16 protein-coding genes are annotated in these 17341 nt (G+C 73.1%); 12 read left to right on the top strand and 4 right to left on the bottom strand.

Going from position 1 to position 17341, the window contains the following annotated elements:
* Positions 1–136: 136 nt before the first annotated feature.
* Positions 137–1660 (bottom strand): phytoene desaturase family protein, encoded by a 1524-nt coding sequence (locus tag ACFQMF_RS04700; protein ID WP_256408710.1) that lies wholly within the window; start codon positions 1658–1660, stop codon positions 137–139.
* 136 nt (positions 1661–1796) lie between these two features.
* On the opposite strand from ACFQMF_RS04700, the gene ACFQMF_RS04695 reads away from it, so the two are divergent.
* The 6 genes from ACFQMF_RS04695 (at position 1797) to ACFQMF_RS04670 (ending at position 8114) form a co-directional block, all read left to right on the top strand.
* Positions 1797–2555, top strand: coding sequence for a helix-turn-helix domain-containing protein (locus tag ACFQMF_RS04695; protein ID WP_256408711.1), 759 nt, complete (start codon positions 1797–1799; stop codon positions 2553–2555).
* 119 nt (positions 2556–2674) lie between these two features.
* The gene (locus ACFQMF_RS04690; protein ID WP_256408712.1) at positions 2675–3103 is read left to right on the top strand and encodes a plastocyanin/azurin family copper-binding protein; all 429 of its coding nucleotides are present in this window, start codon (positions 2675–2677) and stop codon (positions 3101–3103) included.
* Between the two features lie 86 nt (positions 3104–3189).
* Positions 3190–4038: a sulfite exporter TauE/SafE family protein gene (locus ACFQMF_RS04685; RefSeq protein ID WP_256408713.1), complete on the top strand. Its 849-nt coding sequence runs from the start codon at positions 3190–3192 to the stop codon at positions 4036–4038.
* Between the two features lie 22 nt (positions 4039–4060).
* Positions 4061–6682 (top strand): heavy metal translocating P-type ATPase, encoded by a 2622-nt coding sequence (locus ACFQMF_RS04680; protein WP_256408714.1) that lies wholly within the window; start codon positions 4061–4063, stop codon positions 6680–6682.
* Between the two features lie 92 nt (positions 6683–6774).
* On the top strand, positions 6775–7197 hold the full coding sequence (locus ACFQMF_RS04675; protein ID WP_256408715.1) for a hypothetical protein: 423 nt from the start codon (positions 6775–6777) through the stop codon (positions 7195–7197).
* Between the two features lie 128 nt (positions 7198–7325).
* Positions 7326–8114, top strand: coding sequence for an aldo/keto reductase (locus ACFQMF_RS04670; RefSeq protein ID WP_256408909.1), 789 nt, complete (start codon positions 7326–7328; stop codon positions 8112–8114).
* A gap of 7 nt (positions 8115–8121) precedes the next feature.
* Here the strand turns inward: ACFQMF_RS04670 and ACFQMF_RS04665 are convergent, their stop codons facing one another.
* Entirely contained in the window at positions 8122–9516 is a 1395-nt protein-coding gene (locus ACFQMF_RS04665) for a PAS domain S-box protein (RefSeq protein WP_256408716.1), read from the bottom strand.
* Positions 9517–9588: 72 nt separating this feature from the next.
* Entirely contained in the window at positions 9589–11472 is a 1884-nt protein-coding gene (locus ACFQMF_RS04660) for a S9 family peptidase (RefSeq protein ID WP_256408717.1), read from the bottom strand.
* 123 nt (positions 11473–11595) lie between these two features.
* Here ACFQMF_RS04660 and ACFQMF_RS04655 point away from each other — a divergent pair, with 123 nt between their 5' ends.
* A complete protein-coding gene (locus tag ACFQMF_RS04655) occupies positions 11596–12645 on the top strand; it encodes a glycosyltransferase (protein WP_256408718.1) in 1050 nt (349 codons plus the stop codon).
* A 60-nt stretch (positions 12646–12705) separates the two neighbouring features.
* On the opposite strand, the gene ACFQMF_RS04650 is transcribed toward ACFQMF_RS04655, so the two are convergent.
* Positions 12706–13341, bottom strand: coding sequence for a halocyanin domain-containing protein (locus ACFQMF_RS04650; RefSeq protein ID WP_256408719.1), 636 nt, complete (start codon positions 13339–13341; stop codon positions 12706–12708).
* Positions 13342–13522: 181 nt separating this feature from the next.
* Between ACFQMF_RS04650 and ACFQMF_RS04645 the strand changes: the two genes are divergently transcribed.
* From ACFQMF_RS04645 to ACFQMF_RS04625, 5 genes are all read left to right on the top strand, one after another.
* Positions 13523–14032 (top strand): hypothetical protein, encoded by a 510-nt coding sequence (locus ACFQMF_RS04645; protein WP_256408720.1) that lies wholly within the window; start codon positions 13523–13525, stop codon positions 14030–14032.
* Between the two features lie 88 nt (positions 14033–14120).
* Complete coding sequence (gene mch / locus ACFQMF_RS04640) at positions 14121–15059, top strand: methenyltetrahydromethanopterin cyclohydrolase (protein WP_256408721.1); 939 nt, start codon at positions 14121–14123, stop codon at positions 15057–15059.
* Positions 15060–15103: 44 nt separating this feature from the next.
* Positions 15104–15652 carry a hypothetical protein gene (locus ACFQMF_RS04635; RefSeq protein ID WP_256408722.1) on the top strand — a complete coding sequence of 183 codons (549 nt, stop codon included), beginning with the start codon at positions 15104–15106 and terminating at the stop codon, positions 15650–15652.
* Positions 15653–15724: 72 nt separating this feature from the next.
* Positions 15725–16930 carry a potassium channel family protein gene (locus ACFQMF_RS04630; protein WP_256408723.1) on the top strand — a complete coding sequence of 402 codons (1206 nt, stop codon included), beginning with the start codon at positions 15725–15727 and terminating at the stop codon, positions 16928–16930.
* The gene (locus ACFQMF_RS04625; RefSeq protein ID WP_256408724.1) at positions 16927–17283 is read left to right on the top strand and encodes a nuclear transport factor 2 family protein; all 357 of its coding nucleotides are present in this window, start codon (positions 16927–16929) and stop codon (positions 17281–17283) included. The genes ACFQMF_RS04630 and ACFQMF_RS04625 overlap by 4 nt, the downstream gene beginning before the upstream one ends.
* Positions 17284–17341 lie beyond the last annotated feature (58 nt).

The following is a 17341-nucleotide window of genomic DNA, read 5'->3' as shown; positions in this document are numbered from 1 at the left end:
GGTATGTGTCTATCTTATTAAAGGTGCTAACCTGACAGGTAAGGGTTTTCTGACGGATTTCGATCTCGGACGGGATTATTTGAGATGTTCCGATTATGCGAGAGAGAAGTGGACGCTAGATTTCGTATCTGGCGTGTCAACGCCCGATCATCGGGAACCGGTCGAGCGGCCCGCGAGCGACGTCGGCGGCGACCGCCTCGGCGCAGTGTTCGCCGCTCAGCAGGCACATCGGGACGCCGATCCCGGGGTTGCTGCTCCCGCCGACGTAGTAGAGCCGGTCCACCCCGCGGACCCGCGGGCCGGGGCGGAGCGGCCCCGTCTGCGTCACCGTGTGCGCGAGCCCGAGCGCGCTCCCCCCGGGCCGGTCGAACCGGTCCGCGAAGTCGGAGACGCACGCCGACTCCTCGACGACGATCCGGTCGCGGAGCTCCGTCCCGGCGTACGACGCGACCGCGTCGAGGACGCGCTCCCGGAACGCGGCCCGGCGGTCGGGGCCGTCGTCGAGCCCGGGCGCGAGCGGGACGAGCGTCACGACCGCCTCGTGGTCCTCCGGCGCGACGGAGGGGTCGGTGCGCGAGGGGACGTTCACGTACACCGTGGGGTCCTCGGGCCACGCGGGCGACTCGAAGATCGCGTCGAAGTGGGGCTTCCAGTCGGTCGGCAGCGCGAGCGTGTGGTGCGCCAGCGAGTCGAGCGACCCCTCGACGCCGAGGTACAGGAGGTACGCGCTCGGGCCGTACGTCCGGCGGTCCCAGTAGTCGCCGAACCGCGACACCGCGCCGTCGGGGAGCAGCTCGCGCTCGACGTGTTCCGGCGGCGCGTTGCAGACGACCCGGTCGTGGACGTAGCGGTCGCCGCCGAGCTCGACGGCGATCCCGTCGGCCCCCGGCTCGATGCCGGTCACGCCGACCCCGGTGTGAACGTCGGCTCCGCGCTCGACCGCGACCGACTCGATCGCCTCGATCACCTCGTACATCCCGCCGAGCGGGTAGTACACGCCGAGCCCGAAGTCGACGTGGCTCATCAGCTGGTACAGCGCCGGCGTGTTGTACGGCGAGCCGCCGAGGAAGACGAGCGTGTACTGGAGCAGCTGGCGGAGCTTCGGGTGCTCGACGTACGACCGCACGCGCTCGTCGAGCGTGCCGAACAGGTCGAGCTTCCGCCCGCCTGCGAGCACGTCGGTCGACAGGTAGTCGCGGAGCCGCGAGCGCCCCGGGAGCACGAAGCGGTTCATGCCGACCTCGTACGCCGTCTCCGCGTCGTCGAGGTACCGCCGGAAGGCGTCGCCGGCGCCGTCCTCGTACGACTCGAACAGCCCCGCGGCCGCGTCCGGGTCCGCGGGGACGTCGACGCGGTCCCCGTCGTCCCAGAACACGCGGTAGTGCGGGTCGAGCCGCTCCAGCTCGTAGAAGTCGCTCGGTTCGTGACCGAACCGCTCGAAGAAGCGCTCGAACACGTCCGGCATCAGGTACCAGGAGGGGCCGGTGTCGAACCGGAACCCGTCGCGTTCGAGCCGGCCGGCGACCCCGCCGACGCGCTCTCGGCGCTCGTACAGCGTCACCTCGGCCCCCGCGTCGGCGAGGTGCGCGGCCGCGGAGAGCCCGCCGACGCCGCCGCCCACGATCCCGATCGAGACCCCGTCGAGCCCACGCGCTGTCATCGTCGATCGAAGGGCGGCCGGCCGGGAGAGTCGTGTCCGTCCCACGACGGGGTTTTATAAATCGACCGCGGGGCGGCAGCCGGGGACGTACTCGTTCGGGGCCGTTTTTTTACCGGTTCGTCGGCAGGATTCGAACATGTCACGGGGGTCACGTCGCCCGGTGTCCGCCGACGACTCGACCGATCCCGTCGGCGGCGGCTCTCCCGACGGCGACCCGCCGGACGACCCGTCGAGCGGCGACCCCGACGACGCGGTCGCCGAGGGAGCCGTCGGTCGGTCGCGAGGCGTCCGCGCTCGGCTCGCCGTCCGCGACCCGCCGCACGCGCCGGTCGCGGACGCGCTCCCGGAGGGGGCGGTCGCCACGGACGTGGAGCGCGTCCGGCTCGACGACGCCGTCGTCTCGGAGTTCCGCACCGACCGGGAGATCGGCGCGGAGCCCGTGTTCGCGGCCGACGGCGAGTACGTCTACCGGACCCGGAGCCCCCCGACGGAGCCGTATCCCTGTCGGTCGATCGAGTCCCTCGGCCACCCGGTCTCCGACGTCACCGTCCGGACGGGCCCCGACCGGATCCTCCTGACGCTCTCGCTGCCCTCGGTCGACCCGATCGACGAGATCGTCGAGACCGTCGAGGCCACCGGGGCGTCGGTCACGCTCGAACGGCTCACCCGCTCCGGCGGATCGGCCGGCTGCGACCCCGTCGTGATCGACCGCGGGCGGCTCACCGACCGACAGCGCGAGGTCGTCCGGACCGCCCAGCGGCTCGGCTACTTCGAGTACCCGCGCGGGGCCGACGCGGAGGCGGTCGCGGCCGCCGTGGGGATCGCGCGCTCGACGTTCGCCGAGCACCTCGCGGCCGCCCAGCGCCGGGTGTTCGGCGAGTTCGTGGACCCGTGACGGGCGCCGGGTTCGCCCGGGAGCCCGCGCGCGCGACGACGGCGCTCGCGAGGTCCGAGCCGTTCCCGTGCGGTGGGTCGAACCGCGGTATTGAAACGCGCGAGGGCCCAACCGACGGTATGCACCGCAGACGGTTCCTCCGACGGGTCGGCGCGGCCGGGATCGGGACCGGATCGACGGTCGCGCTCGCCGGCTGCACCGGCGTCGGCGGCGAGCCGGACTACGACGTCGGGATGGTCGCGTCGGCCTATCGCCCCGCGGAGCTGACCGTGTCCGTCGGCGACACCGTCGTCTGGGAGAACACGAGCGCGCGGGCGCACACCGTCACCGCGACGGCGGGCGGAATCCCCGACGAGGCCGAGTTCTTCGCCTCGGGCGGCTTCGACGACTACGCGGCCGCCGAGGCGGCGTGGCAGTCCGACTTCGGCGGGAGGCTGGAGAGCGGCGACCGGTTCGAGCACACGTTCACCGTCCCCGGCGCCCATGAGTACGTCTGTATCCCCCACCGCGAGGGCGGGATGTACGGGACGGTCCTCGTGGAGGAGTGATGCGCCGGCACCGGTCCGGACGGTCCGACCCGGGACCGACGAAACCCATTACCGCCCGCGACGCCAAGCCGAGGTAACGCACGGCCATGGATATCTCGACGCTCCTGGGGACCGACGTCCTGCTGTTCCTCGCCATCGGGCTGCTCGGCGGCGCCCACTGCATCGGCATGTGCGGCCCGCTCGTCACGGTGTACGCCGGCCGGATGCGAGCTGAGGGCGGCCGGACCGACGGCGGGGGCGCGGCGAGCGACGGGGCCGGCGGCGCCGCGTCCGCGGCCGCCGACCGCCGCGGCGGCCACCTCTCCACCTACGAGGTCCGCCAGCACGCGCTGTTCAACCTCGGGCGCGCGGCGAGCTACACGGTCATCGGGGCCGCGCTCGGCGCGCTCGGCGGCGTCGTCCTCGTCACGACGGCGACGCTGACCGGCGCGGCCGAGGTCGTCCGCGGCGTCGTCGGCCTCGGCGTCGGCGCGGCCGTGATCTTGGTCGGGGTCCGGTACGCGCTCGGCGGCGCGACCGGCGGGGTCCACCTCCCGGGGCTCGAACGGGTCACCGGCTGGCTCACCGGCCACGTCGACCGGCTCGCGAACGGTCCCGGGATCGTCGGGCTCGGCGCGGTCCACGGGCTCCTCCCCTGCCCGATCCTCTACCCGGCGTACCTCTACGCGTTCGCCAGCGGCTCGGCGGTCAGCGGGGGCGTCGCGCTCGCGGCCCTGGGAGTCGGCACGATGCCCGCCGTCTTCCTCTACGGCACCGTGATCGAGAGCGTCGACGCGGTCCACCGGCGCCGGGTCCACCGGCTGCTCGGGGTCGCCTTCGTCGCGCTCGGCTACGTCCTGTTCGCGCACGGGCTGATGTCGGTCGGGATCCACGTGCCGCACCCGCGGCTCCCGTTCTGGAACCCGCTCGACGCCGGGATGACGGGGGGACTGTGACGATGACGGAGGCGATCGACCGATGAGCGCGCCCGACTGCACCCTCTGCGAGCTCCCGACCGACGGCGTCGACGTGGTCGACGACGCGGGCAACGAGTTCTGCTGTCCCGGCTGCCGGGACGTGTACGCGGCGCTCGGCGACGCCGAGGTCGACGCCGACGCGGTGCGCGAGCGACGGCGCGCCGGCGAGGCGGGAGAGGAAGCGGGCGCAACCGGTGACGGACCGGGCGACGAGGTCCCCGCCGACCACGAGGCGACGTTCCTGGAGGTCGACGGGATGCACTGCGCGACCTGCGAGGCGTTCATCGAGACGGTCGCGACCCGGACCGACGGCGTCAGCGCCGCGAGCGCGAGCTACGTCACGGACACGGTGCGGATCGACCACGACCCGGAGTCGGTCTCGACCGACGACCTCGCCGAGGCGGTGAGCGGGCTCGGCTACAGCGCGTACGACCGCGAGGACGCCTTCTCGCGCCGGCGGGCCGACAACATGGCCACGGCGCGGCTCGCGGCCGGCGTGCTCGTCGGGATGGCCGTGATGTTGCAGTACATCGTCATCATCTACCCGACCTACTTCGCGTTCCCGTTCTACAACGAGCGCACCCTGGAGTATCTCGGCCAGGCGATGTCGTCGACGTCGGGGACCTACTTCTTCATCGTGATCGCGGTGCTGACGACCGTCGTCCTCTTCGTCACCGGGAAGCCGATACTGCGGGGAGCGTACGTCAGCGCGAAGACGCGGTCGCCGAACATGGACCTCCTCGTCGCCATCGCGGCCGTGAGCGCGTACGTCTACAGCACGCTCGCGGTGATCTTCGTCGAGTCGCCCTCGGTCTACTACGACGTGACGGTCGCGATCATCGTGATCGTCACCGTCGGGAACAGCTACGAGGACTCGATCAAGAAGCGCGCGACCGAGCTCCTCTCCGACCTCACCGCGGTGCAGGTCGACAGCGCGCGGCGGGTCGTCGGCGGGGACGACGCGGGCGGCGGCGACGCGCCGGACCCCGCCGCGACCGGCGAGACGGAGGAGGTCGCCATCGACGCGCTCGACCCCGGCGACCGCCTGCTCGTGCGCGCCGGCGAGCGCGTCCCGGTGGACGGTGAGGTCGTCGCCGGCGACGCCGCGGTCGACGAGTCGGTCGTCACCGGCGAGTCGATGCCGGTCCGGAAGACCGCCGGCGACGACGTGGTCGGCGGCTCCGTGGTCGCGGACGGCTCGCTGACGGTGGCGGTGGGTCCGGACGCGAGCTCCAGCCTCGACCGCGTCGCGGAGCTCGTCTGGGACCTCCAGAGCGGGAACCACGGCGTCCAGAAGCTCGCCGACCGGCTCGCGACCGTCTTCGTCCCGGTCGTCCTCGCGGTCGCGGTCGCCGCCGCCGCGGCCAACCTCGCGCTCGGGAACGGGGTCACCGAGGCGATGCTCGTCGGCCTCACGGTGCTCATCGTCTCGTGTCCCTGCGCGCTCGGGCTCGCGACCCCGCTCGCGGTCGCCGCGGGGATCCGCGACGCGCTGGAGCGCTCGATCGTGATCTTCGACGACACCGTCTTCGAGCGGGTCCGCGACGCGAGGACCGTCGTCTTCGACAAGACGGGGACGCTCACCACCGGCGAGATGGAGGTGATCTCCGCCGACGTCGACGACGACCTGCTCCGGCTCGCGGCCGCGCTGGAGGAGCGCTCGGCGCACCCGGTCGGCCGGGCGATCGCCGCCGCGCGAGCGAGCGCGGGCGAGGGGCCGTCCGCGCTCGCGGGCGGCGACGAGACGGCCGGCGGGGGGACCGCGGTCGCCGACGGCGGGTCGGCGGAGTCGGCGTCGCCCGGCGGCGGGGCCGACGGGGGAGGCGCGAGCGCCGACGACGCCGGGGACGCGACCGAAGCCGGAGACGCCGGCGACGCGGTCGCGGTCACCGACTTCGAGAGCCACGCCCGCGGCGTCTCCGGGACGGTCGACGGGACCGAGATCGTCGTGGGCCATCCCGCCCTCTTCGACGAGCGCGGCTGGACCGTCCCCGACGCGATCCGCGAGGCGGTCGCCGAGGCGCGCGACGTGGGCCGCGTCCCCGTGGCCGTCGGCCGCGACGGCGCCGCCGAGGGCGTCGTCGTGGTCGGCGACGAGCTGCGCGAGGGGTGGGAAGAGACGGTGACGGCGCTCGACGACTCGGGCGTCGACGTGGTGATCCTGACCGGCGACGACGAGCGCGCGGCGACCGTCTTCGCGGAGCACGACGCGGTCTCGTCGGTGTTCGCCGGCGTCCCGCCCGAGGGGAAGGCCGAGACGATCGAGCGGCTGAAGGCGAGGGGGCTGACCGTGATGGTCGGCGACGGGACGAACGACGCGCCCGCGCTGGCCGCCGCCGACCTCGGGATCGCGCTCGGCGGCGGGACGGCGATGGCGGCCGACGCCGCCGACGTGGCGATCGTCGACGACGACCTCGGCTCGGTCGCGACCGTCTTCGAGCTCTCGCGGGCCGCGGGACGGCGCGTGAAGGGGAACGTCGGCTGGGCGTTCCTGTACAACGCGGTCGCGATCCCGCTCGCGGTGACCGGCCTGCTGAACCCCCTCTTCGCCGCGGTCGCGATGGGCGCGTCCAGCCTGCTCGTCGTGACGAACTCCTCGCGGGCGCTGCTCTCCGAGGAGTGACCGCCGCGCCGGCGTCCTCGACTGGGACGCCGCCCTCGGCCGAGACGCAGCCGGCCCCAAGACACATGTCGTCGCCCGCGGTGGACCCCGACATGCCACTCGGCGAAGCCGAGCGGCGCGGAAGCCGCCGCTCGACGCCCTCCGACGACGCGACGACCGAGGAGTCCGACGACCGTCGGGTCGGTGTCGCCCTCGTCGCCACGGTCGGCCTGCTCAGCGGGCTGGCCGACCTCGGCACCGGACTGCTGATGAGCCTCGGCCCGCTCTTCGTCGTCGGCGTCCCGGTCGCGGGCATCGGCGCGGTGAAGTGCTGGGCGGCGATCGGCCTCTACCGGCTTCGACCGCGGGCGGTCGGACTCACGGCGCTGTTCTTCGGCGTCGCCGCCATGCTGGCGGCGGGTCGGGTCCTGTTCGCGCTCCGCGCCGGCGACGGCGTCGCCGCGCCCGCCATCAACCTCGCGATCGACCTCGCCGTCGTCGGCTACGTGCTCGTGCTCGTCGACGAGGTCGACTGACCGTCGGCGCTCGCTCCGGTGCGACCCGGCCGCGCCCGCCCCTACCGCAAACGACTTTCGGCTCACGCGAGTAGCCACGGACGATGACGGACCAACAGCAGCAGCCCGCGGTACCGACCCGCGACGGGATGCCCGTGCTCGGGCTCGGCACGTGGGAGAACGACGACCCCGCGCAGTGCACCGAGTCGGTGAAGACGGCGCTGGAGACCGGCTACCGCCACGTCGACACCGCGCAGATCTACGGCAACGAGGCCGCCGTCGGCGACGGGATCGCCGCGGCCGACGTCGACCGCGACGACGTGTTCCTCGCGACGAAGGTGTGGATCGACCAGCTCGCGCCCGAGGACGTGGTCGCGTCCACCCGGGAGAGCCTCGAGAAGCTCGGCACCGACTACGTCGACCTCCTGTACGTCCACTGGCCGGCGGGCGCGTACGACCCCGCGGAGACGCTGCCCGCGTTCGCGGAGCTCCGCGACGACGGCCTGATCGACCGGATCGGCGTCTCGAACTTCGAGCCCGAACACCTCGACGCCGCGACCGACGCGCTCGGCGAGGCGCCGTTCGCGAACCAGGTGGAGATGCACCCGCTCCTCCGGCAGGAGGAGCTCCGAGAGTACGCCGACGCCAACGGGATCGAGCTCGTCGCCTACTCCCCCTTGGCCCGCGGCGAGATCCTCGACGACCCGGCGATCGCGCACATCGCCGAGAAGCACGGCGTCAGCGCCGCGCAGGTGAGCCTCGCGTGGCTCCGCGAGAAGGGCGTCACCGCCATCCCGAAGGCGACGGGCGGGGACCACATCGCCGACAACTGGGCGAGCCTCGGACTGGAGCTGGACGACGAGGACGTCGAGGAGATCGACACGCTGGGCCGGACCGACCGCCAGCTGAACCCCGACTTCGGCCCGGACTGGGAGTAGGTCCCGGTCAGTCGACGACGCGGGGCAGGGTGATCGCGACCTCGTTTCCGCGGTCGGCTCCGGACTCCACGGCGACGCTCCCGTCGGACAGCTCCACGCTCCAGTAGACGAGCCAGAACCCCAGCCCGCTGCTGTGGTACACGTCGGTCATGTCGTGGTCGCCCGTGAGCACGTCGGCCTCGACGGCCGGGATCGGGGCGTGGTCGTCCCGAACGGTGATCTCCGCGCCGGCGGGCGTCCGGCGGAGAGCGACGCCCACCGTCGGGTCGTCGACGTCGGCGTGGCGGACCGCGTTCTCCAGCAGCTCGATCACCGCGGCGCGGAGCTCCGGACGCCCCTCGACCGCGATCGGGTCCGGCGTCGAGGCCTCGATCGAGGCGTCCGGATGCCGGTCCCGGACGGTGTCGACGCACTCGGCGACCGCCTCGCGGAGCTCGATCCGCTCGCACCCCTGCTTCTCGGTGATCAGCTCGATGATCTCGCGCTCCTTCTCGGCGGTCCTGAGGAGCCCGTCGCCGACGCGCCGGATCAGGGCGGTGTGGGCGGCCGCCTCCGGCGCCTCGGCCTCGATGCGCTCCGCCGTGCCGAGCATGACGTTGAGGTCGTTCCGGAGGTTGTGCCGGAGGAGGTTGTCCATCACGACCAGCTGGCGCTCGCGGCGCCGCCGGTCGGTGACGTCCTTGGCGAACCCCGTGATGCGGACGACCTCGCCGTCCTCCGTGATCGGCTCCGCCTGCACCCAGACCCACCGGTTGTAGTTCTCGTCCGGGTTCACGCGGTACTCCATGTCGATCGACTCCCCGGCGGCGATCCGTTCCATCGCCGCCTCGACCGCCGGCACGTCTTCCGGGTGGATCGCGTCGAGGAACGTCTGCGGGTCGTCCTCCAACTCGTCGACCGACCCCCCGTAGATCTCCTCGTACGCGGGGTTCACGAAGCGCAGCTCCGTCCAGTCGGCGTCGAACATCCACAGCACGTCCCTGGAGACGGTCGCGATCTCCCGGAGGTGCGACGCCGTCTCCGCGCGCTCCCGCTCGGCCCGCACCCGGTCGGTGACGTCGCGGGAGCTGACGACGTACCCGTCGAGGGCGTCGTCGGTGAGGTTCGACATCCGGCTCTCCAGCCAGGCCCACGAGCCGTCCGCGGTCCGGTGCCGGTACGTGATCGACTCCTGGGTGAACCCGTCGCCGTCGACCGTGCGGCGGAACGCTCGCTCGACCGCCTCCCGCTCGTCCGGGTGGACGTACTCGAAGGCGACGTCGCCGCGGAGGTCCGCCGGCGCGAACCCGAGGATCCGCTCCGCCGCCCCGTTGACGTAGGTGAACCGCCCCGCCTCGTCGAGCAGGGCGATCTTGTCCTGCGCCTGATCGAGCAGCAGCTCGAACGGCTCGGATCCGGTCATTATCTCGCCGTCTCTCACGGAGAAAAATAACGGTCACGACGCTCACGCCGGCGTTCGCGGCCGTCCGGGGGATCAGACGTGTTCCGCGAGGAAGTCGACGACCGCGCGGTACGCCTCGACGCGGTTCTCCAGCTTCGAGAAGCCGTGCCCCTCGTCGTCGAAGATCAGCTTGCGGACGGGGACGCCCTGCTCGCGCGCCCGCTCGACGATCTGCTCGGCCTCGCCCACCGGCACCCGCGGGTCGTTCGCGCCGTGGAGGACGAACAGCGGCGACTCGATGGCCTCGATGTTGTTGATCGGCGAGATCGACTCCAGGAGCTCCCGATCCTCGTCGAGCGAGCCGTACTCGGCCTCGCGCAGCTCGCGGCGCCAGTCGCCGGTGTTCTCCAGGAACGTGACGAAGTTCGCGATGCCGACGACATCGACGCCGGCGGCCCACAGCTCGGGGTACTCGGTCAGCGCGGCGAGCACCATGAACCCGCCGTAGGAGCCGCCCATCGCGACGACGCGGTCGGGGTCGACCTCGGGGTGGTCATGGAGCCACTCGACGCCGGCCCGGACGTCGGCCACCGAGTCCATCCGCTTCTCCACGTCGTCGAGCGCGGCGTACGCCTTCCCGTACCCCGAGGAGCCGCGCACGTTCGGCTCGAACACCGCGTAGCCGTTGTTCAGCAGGTACTGCTTCACGGAGGCGAACGACGGGCGGCGCTGGGACTCGGGCCCGCCGTGGATGTCGACGACGACCGGGTAGCCGTCCTCGGGCGGCTCCGTCTCCGGGACGGAGAAGAAGGCGGGGATCTCCCGGCCGTCGAAGGTCGGATAACGGACCAGCTCGGGCTCGACGAACGTGTCCGGCGGGATCCCGGCGGTCGAGGCCGCGGTCCAGCGCTCCGCCTCGCCGGTCGCCGCGTCGATGACGTAGGCGTTCGCGTTGTGCGTGCTCCCGGTCGCGGTGACCGCGAAGCGGTCGCCGTCCGGTCCGAAGCTCACGCCGCCGGCGACCCCCCTCGGGAGGTCGGGCGTCGGGAAGGGATCGATCCGGTCGGGTTCGACCAGCTCGCCCGCAGTGAGCTCGGTGTAGCCGTCGACGTTCCGGGAGTAGACCACGCGCCGGGACTCCTCGTGGACCGCGACGCCGTCGACGTTCCAGCCGTCGTCGCCGCCGGGCTTCGCGGGGGTCGCGCCGGCCTCGTCGTCCCCGTCACCGTCGTCGTCCGCCGCCCGTCCGCCCGTCCCGGACGCGACCACGGCGAACTCCCCGGTCGCGAGGTCAAGCCGCTCCAGGCGGAGCGTGTCGCTGTCGCGGTCGGTGACGAGGTAGAGCGCCTCGCCGTCCGGTCCCCACTCCGGGCTGCCGTACCGCACGTCGCCCTCGTGGGGCGTGTGGTGGAACAGGTCGCCGGACGCGACGTCGAGGGTGTACACGTCGTGGTCGAACGAGGAGTGCGCCTCGTGGACGATCAGCCGGTCGTCGCTCGGCGACCAGCCCGCGACGGAGAGCCAGCCGTCGCCCTCGTACACCAACTCGGCGTCGTCGCCGGTCGCGTCGCGCGCCTGCACGTACACGTCGAACACCGACTCGTCGCGCCGGTTCGAAGCGAACGCGAAGCGGTCGCCCTCGGAGTCCCAGCCGCCCCAGCGGTGCTTCGCCTCGGGGCGCTCGGTGAGGTCGACGATCTCGCCGGACTCGTAGTTGAGCCGGTAGAGCTGCGCGCGCTCGTCGCCGCCCTCGTCCATGCCGAAGACGGCCTCGGCGCGCTCGGGCGACGAGTCGACGAACGAGACCGCCTCGTCGAAGAACGTGTGCTGTTCGGGCCACCCCAGCGGCTCGTCGAGCGACCACACCTGCCCGGTGCCGGTCGCGTTCAGCAGGAAGGAGAGCCGCCCGTCGGGGCCCAGGTCCGCCCCGCCGGCGCTGCGCACGTTGAGGTACCGCTCGATGTCGTATCGATGCATGGAGTCCGGTTCCGGCCGCGGTGGGAAACCGTTTCGGGTGGGGACGGACGCGCGCGCCTCGGTTCCGCCGGACGACGCCGCGATGCCGTGTCTTTTTATCCGGCCCCGCCGTCCGGTCGGCGTATGCGCGTCGCGTTCGTCTCGCTCCTCGCCCCCGGTCACGGCGACACGCCGGCCCGGGAGCGGACGCGACGGGTCGCCCGGGGGCTCGCCGCCCGCGGCCACGACGTGACCTGGCTCTGCGCGCGCTGGTGGGGCGGCGACCACGACGCCTTCTCCGAGGACGGGATCGAGTACCGGTCGGTGACGGTCGACCCGTCGCCGACGGCGTTCGCGGCGCGGCTCCCGCTCGCGCTCCGCCGGGTCGACCCCGACGTCGTCCACGCGGTCAACAGCCCCCCGACGCCGGGGCTCGGCGCGACGGTCGCGGGGACGCTCGGTCGGACGCCCGTCGTCGTCGACTGGTGGCGCGACCACCCCGCGGACGCCGCCCGGCGCTACCGGCTCCTCGCTCGGGGCGCCGACGCGGTGACGGCCCCCTCGCGGACGACGAAGACGCGGGTCCGCGAGCACGGCGCCGACGGCGACGACGTGCGGGTCGTCCCCGAGAGCGTCGACTTCGACCTCGTCGAGTCGGCCGGCGTGGACGACCGGTTCGACGCGGTGTACGCCCGGCGGCTGGACCGCCACGCCAACGTCGAGACGTTCCTGCTCGGGCTCGCGGAGCTCCGCGGGCGCGACTGGACCGCCGCCGTCGTCGGCGACGGCCCCGAGCGCGAGCGGATCGAGGCGACCGCGAGCGACCTCCGGATCGCCGACCGGGTGTCCTTCCTGGGCGACCTGTCGCGCCGCGAGCGCGTCGAGCTGTTCAAGGGGACCCACGTCGTCGCCGCGACGGCGACGTGGGAGACGTTCGCCACGGAGCTGCTGTGGGCGCTCGCGTGCGGCTGCGTCGCCCTCGTCGAGTACCAGGCCGACTCCAGCGCCCACGAGCTCGTGGAGGGCCGCGAGCGCGGCCGGCTCGTCACGAGCCCCGCCGAGCTCGCCGACGAGTTCGTCGCCGTCGCCGACCTCGAACGGAAGTCGATCGAGCGCGACTTCGCGGGCTACGACCGCGGCGCGGTGTTGGACCGGTACGTCGAGACGTACCGGGAGCTCCTCGGCGACGGATAGCTCGGGAACGAAGACGGACGACTCGAAAGGCGGGCGGGCGTCGGGACGCCCCGAACGCGGCTACTCCTCCTGCGTGATCGTCCCGCCGTACTTCATGAAGACGAACGCCAGCCCGAGCGTGCTCACCATCGCGATGAACGTCGCGACGCCGAGCGCGCGCGCGCCCTGCGGGACGAAGACGGCGTTCGAGCCGCCACCGCCGCCGGTCGACTCGGTCTCGACGTCGCCGCCGACGGCGAGCCCCCCGTGCATGCCGACGGCCGTGTGGGGGACGCAGTGGTAGTGGGTGATGCCGGCGTCCTCCTCGGTCACCTCGTACTCGTAGGTCGCTCCCTCCTCGCCGACCGCCTGGCCGCTGTCGAGGCTCGCCGGGCCGCCGCCCTCGACGGTCCGGACGTTGTGCGCGCCGCCGTTCCCGGTCCACTCCCACGTGATCGTGGTGCCCGTGTCGACCCATAACTGGGTCGGGTCGAACGCGAGCCCGCTGTCGCCCGCGCCGACCTGCACGGTCACCTCGCTCTCGCCGCGAGCGTCCTGATACGACCCGAGGTTCCCGCTGGTGACCCCGCTCGGCCAGACCGGCTGTTCCTCCTGTGCCGCCGCGGTCCCCGTCGTCGCCGTCGCCGCTCCGGCTGCGGCGGTCGCGCCGCCGGCGGTCCGGATGAACGCGCGCCGGGAGACGTCGTCCGAGCTCATACCACCCGGTTCGTGACGGGCGGTAGTGAATATGTTGATCCGGACGCGGTCCGCGCGTCGTGGTCGAGCGCGACGGAGGCGACGCGGCGCGCCGGCGGGGACCGCGCGTCGCCGGCGAGGGTATGTCCCGGCACCCGCGCGTCGCCGACGGGCGTATACAGGCGGGGCTCGTACGTCCGCCGTGAGCTATCCGGTCACCTACTACTGTCCGCACTGCGGGACCATCGTCGAACTCGAACGCGACGGCTACCTCGCGGACAAGGCGGTGACGCCGTACCCCTTCGAGGGATGGACGTACGTCGCCCCCGCGGAGCCGTTCGAGGACGAGCGCGACGTCGACGGGGTCCGGTTCGTCTGCGGCGAGAGCGACGGCGCCGTCTGGGACCCGCGCGACGGGGTGCGCGGGACGGACGTCGGCGGAGAGGCGGCGAGCGTCGGCGGGAAGGAGGCGGGCGTCGGCGACGGATCGAACCGCGACGGCGACGGCGGAGACCGCGACGGCGACGATCCCGGCTGCGGCGAGCCGTTCTACCTCTCGTTCGTGCGGTACGACGAGGGGCGCGAGGTCGACCCGCGCGCCGAGAGCGAGCTCGTCGAGATCGACCCCGACCCGCGACCGAGCGGGCCGCGGGGACCGGGCGGCCCGAGCGGGGTCGGGGACGCCGGCGACTCCGACGGCGGGTTCTGGTGAGGCCGGTCGGGAGCGCGAGTCGGTCTCGCTCCGGGACCCGGCGACCGCGACGGACAACCCCTTAACCGGGGAGCGAGAAGTATCGGCCATGGAAAGCATCAATCGGACCGCGATCGAGCTCGTCGACGAGGCGCTCGACTTCGCCGGCGAGCTCGACGTCGTCGGCTACGAGCTGGACAACGGCGCCACCGTCGTCGACTTCGGGATCGACGCCGCCGGGGGCGTCGAGGCGGGGCTGCTCCTCGCCGAGATCCAGACCGCCGGCCTCGCGAACCTCCGCACCCGCGTGGGCGAGGTCGCCGGCGCGCCCCGCCAGTACGTCGAGCTGTCGACCGACCACCCGGCGGTCGCCCTGCTCTGCTCGCAGAAGGCCGGCTGGGAGCTCGGCTTCGAGTCCGGCTACGAAGGGCTCGGCTCCGGGCCCGCCCGCGCGCTCGTCGGCCAGGAGGCGGAGTTCGAGCGCGTCGGCTACTACGACTCCTCGGAGTTCGCGACGCTCGCGGTGGAGTCGACCGAGCTCCCGACCGAGGAGGTCGCCGAGCACGTCGCCGACCTCGCCGAGGTCGACGCCGAGGGCGTCTTCCTCCCGGCGTACGCGACCGGGTCGACCGCCGGCTCCGTCGCCACCGCGGCCCGCGCCGCGGAGCTCGCCGTCTTCCGCCTGCTGGAGCTGGGCTACGAGCCGACCGACGTGCTCCACGCCTCGGGCGCCGCGCCGATGGCCCCCGTGACCCGCGACGAGGACCTCGCGATGGGGCGGACGAACGACGCCCTCGCCTACGGCGGCGAGGTCCACCTGCAGGTCGCGCGCGACGACGACCGCTTCGACCGGATCGTCTCGACCGCCCGCGAGGAGTACGGGACCCCCTTCGTCGAGGTGTTCGAGGACGCGGACTGGGACTTCTACGAGGTCGACGAGGCCGTCTTCGCGCCCGCAGAAGTGACCGTCGACGTCGTCGACGGCCCCGTTTACACGGTCGGCGAGACGGACGAGGCGCTGCTCGCCGAGTCGTTCGACTACCGCTGAGCCGGTCGCGATACCCGACTGACACGCAATCGACGAGGACCACCGTGCGAATCAAGCCCGTCCCCGACCCCCCGACCGAACTCGGCGAGCTCCGCGAGCTGCGGCGAGCGGTGCCGCTCGTCCCCGGCAGCACCGACGACTGCTGCGCGCGCCTCCGCGACCGGTGCGGGCTCTCCGACCGCCGGACCGCGAACGACTGGCTCGCGTTCCTCCGCGCGCTCGGGCTCGTCCGCGAGACGCCGCGGGGGTTCGTGCGCGCCGACGCGGAGCCGACCCCCGAGCGGGTCCGCGAGGGGCTGCGCGAGGGCGTCCTGCTCGTCCCGGAGGCGCTCGCGGCGCTCCGGGACGCCACCCGGGAGGACCCGCTCACGCCGGACGACCTGTTCGAGGCGACCCGGGAGTCGGTCCCGCGACACGACCGCGCCCGCGACCCGGCGTGGGAGGCGACGTGGCGCGACCGCGCGGCCCGGCTCCTGGGGTGGCTCGCGCTCGTCGACCTCGCGGAGCGCGTGCCGGCCGGCAGGGCGGGCGACGGGGACCCGAGAGAGCCGCCCGCCTACGTCGCCGGCGACGCGGTCGGCGGGACGGACTGAGCGCGTTCCGCTCGGGAACCGGCCGAACGCGCCGCAACAAGCCTTTTACTCGGTGCCGGAGACGGTGTTCGCATGGGACGATTCGACCGGCGGGAGTCGCCGCTGTCGGTCACGTACGAGCCGACGAGCGTGAAGGACCTGCTCGTGGAGATGAAAGACACCGCGGAGCTGCTGATCGACCTGTCGTACTCGGCGGTGCTCCACGGGAGCCCGACCGTCGCCGAGGAGGTCGTCGAGCTCGAACACCGGATGGACGTCCTCCAGATGCGCGCGCGGATGAGCCTCATGCTCGCGGCGCGGAGCCCCGACGAGGCCGAGACGCTCGCGCCGGTGCTCGGCGTGGTCGGCGCGGCCGACAAGATCTCCGACGCCGCCGGCGACATCGCGAAGATCGTCACCGAGGAGATCGGCCTCCCGGACGCGATGCGCGGCGCGCTCACCGAGGGCGTCGAGACGCTCGTCCGCGGCACGGTCGCGCCGGACTCCGCCTACGCCGGTCGCACCCTGAAGGCGATCGACCTGGAGTCGGAGACGGGGGTCCGGGTCATCGCGATCCGCCGCGACGACGACTGGATCCTCAACCCCGGCCCGAAGACCCGGATCGAGGCCGGCGACGTGGCGCTCCTGCGCGGCCCGGAGACGGGGGTCGCCGAGGCGTACCCCGAGCTGACCGGCGAGCCGTTCGAGCCGGACGAGCCGGTCGAGCCCGCGATCGACGACTTAGAGCGCGCGGTCGACTCCATCGTGCTGATGAAGAACCTCTCTGAGCTCGCGGTCGACCTCGCGTACGGCTCCGTCCTGTTCAACAACGAGGAGCTCGCCGAGGAGGTGTCGAACCTGGAGATCGAGGTCGACGCGCTCCAGTCGCGGTTCGAGGCCTGGACGCTCCGCGCCGCGCGGGAGGCCGACGACCCCGTCTCGCTCCGCGGGCTGATCCACCTCGGCGTCGCCACCGAGGAGATCTCCGACGCCGCCCTGGAGATCACCGAGGGCGTCGCGCGCGACCTCGGCGTCCACCCGGTCGTCGAGATGGCGGTCCAAGAGTCCGACGAGATCATCACGCGCACCGTGGTCCGGGAGGGGAGCGACCTCGCGGGCACGGCGGTGGAGAACGGGATCCCGACGACCGACGTCTCGACGAGCGTGATCGCGATCCGCCGCCCCGACGACGGGTGGCTGATCGGTCACGACATCGACACCGTCCTGCGTCCCGGCGACGCCGTCATCTCGAAGGGGACCCGCACGTCGGCCGAGGAGTTCGGGGCGCTCGCGTCGTGACCGCCCCGCCGACCGCGGACCCCGAGGGGCTCGCCCGCGCCTACTACGACGCGATCGACGCCGGCGACTACGAGCGGCTCCGCGGGCTGCTCGACCCCGACTTCGTCCAGCGCCGCTCGGACCGCACCTTCGAGGGGCGCGACCGCTTCGTGACGTTCATGCGCGACGAGCGGCCGATGACGGACACGACCCACGTAGTCGACGCGGTGTACCCGAACGGCCCCGGCGTCGCGGTCCGCGGCCGGCTGCTGGACGCCGACGGCGACGAGCTGTTCGCGTTCGTCGACGCCTTCGACGTCGCGGACGGGAAGCTGGCGGGACTGGAGACGTACGCGGGCGGCGGCGGGGAGTAATGTAGACCGCCGAGAGCGGAGCGAACCGGGCCGCCGCGGTGGGGGCGACTCGGACCGC

Source organism: Halorubrum rutilum (assembly GCF_042665015.1).
In the GTDB taxonomy this organism is placed as follows: domain Archaea; phylum Halobacteriota; class Halobacteria; order Halobacteriales; family Haloferacaceae; genus Halorubrum; species Halorubrum rutilum.
Note: the sequence above shows the minus strand (reverse complement) of the source record. Positions and strands in the feature narration are given on the sequence as shown.

Excerpts from the sequence above, each read along its gene's own strand:
- ACFQMF_RS04700 (WP_256408710.1), bottom strand. The coding sequence starts at position 1,660 with ATGACAGCGCGTGGGCTCGACGGGGTCTCGATCGGGATCGTGGGCGGC.
- ACFQMF_RS04695 (WP_256408711.1), top strand. The coding sequence starts at position 1,797 with ATGTCACGGGGGTCACGTCGCCCGGTGTCCGCCGACGACTCGACCGAT.
- ACFQMF_RS04690 (WP_256408712.1), top strand. The coding sequence starts at position 2,675 with ATGCACCGCAGACGGTTCCTCCGACGGGTCGGCGCGGCCGGGATCGGG.
- ACFQMF_RS04685 (WP_256408713.1), top strand. The coding sequence starts at position 3,190 with ATGGATATCTCGACGCTCCTGGGGACCGACGTCCTGCTGTTCCTCGCC.
- ACFQMF_RS04680 (WP_256408714.1), top strand. The coding sequence starts at position 4,061 with ATGAGCGCGCCCGACTGCACCCTCTGCGAGCTCCCGACCGACGGCGTC.
- ACFQMF_RS04675 (WP_256408715.1), top strand. The coding sequence starts at position 6,775 with ATGCCACTCGGCGAAGCCGAGCGGCGCGGAAGCCGCCGCTCGACGCCC.
- ACFQMF_RS04670 (WP_256408909.1), top strand. The coding sequence starts at position 7,326 with ATGCCCGTGCTCGGGCTCGGCACGTGGGAGAACGACGACCCCGCGCAG.
- ACFQMF_RS04665 (WP_256408716.1), bottom strand. The coding sequence starts at position 9,516 with ATGACCGGATCCGAGCCGTTCGAGCTGCTGCTCGATCAGGCGCAGGAC.
- ACFQMF_RS04660 (WP_256408717.1), bottom strand. The coding sequence starts at position 11,472 with ATGCATCGATACGACATCGAGCGGTACCTCAACGTGCGCAGCGCCGGC.
- ACFQMF_RS04655 (WP_256408718.1), top strand. The coding sequence starts at position 11,596 with ATGCGCGTCGCGTTCGTCTCGCTCCTCGCCCCCGGTCACGGCGACACG.
- ACFQMF_RS04650 (WP_256408719.1), bottom strand. The coding sequence starts at position 13,341 with ATGAGCTCGGACGACGTCTCCCGGCGCGCGTTCATCCGGACCGCCGGC.
- mch (WP_256408721.1), top strand. The coding sequence starts at position 14,121 with ATGGAAAGCATCAATCGGACCGCGATCGAGCTCGTCGACGAGGCGCTC.
- ACFQMF_RS04630 (WP_256408723.1), top strand. The coding sequence starts at position 15,725 with ATGGGACGATTCGACCGGCGGGAGTCGCCGCTGTCGGTCACGTACGAG.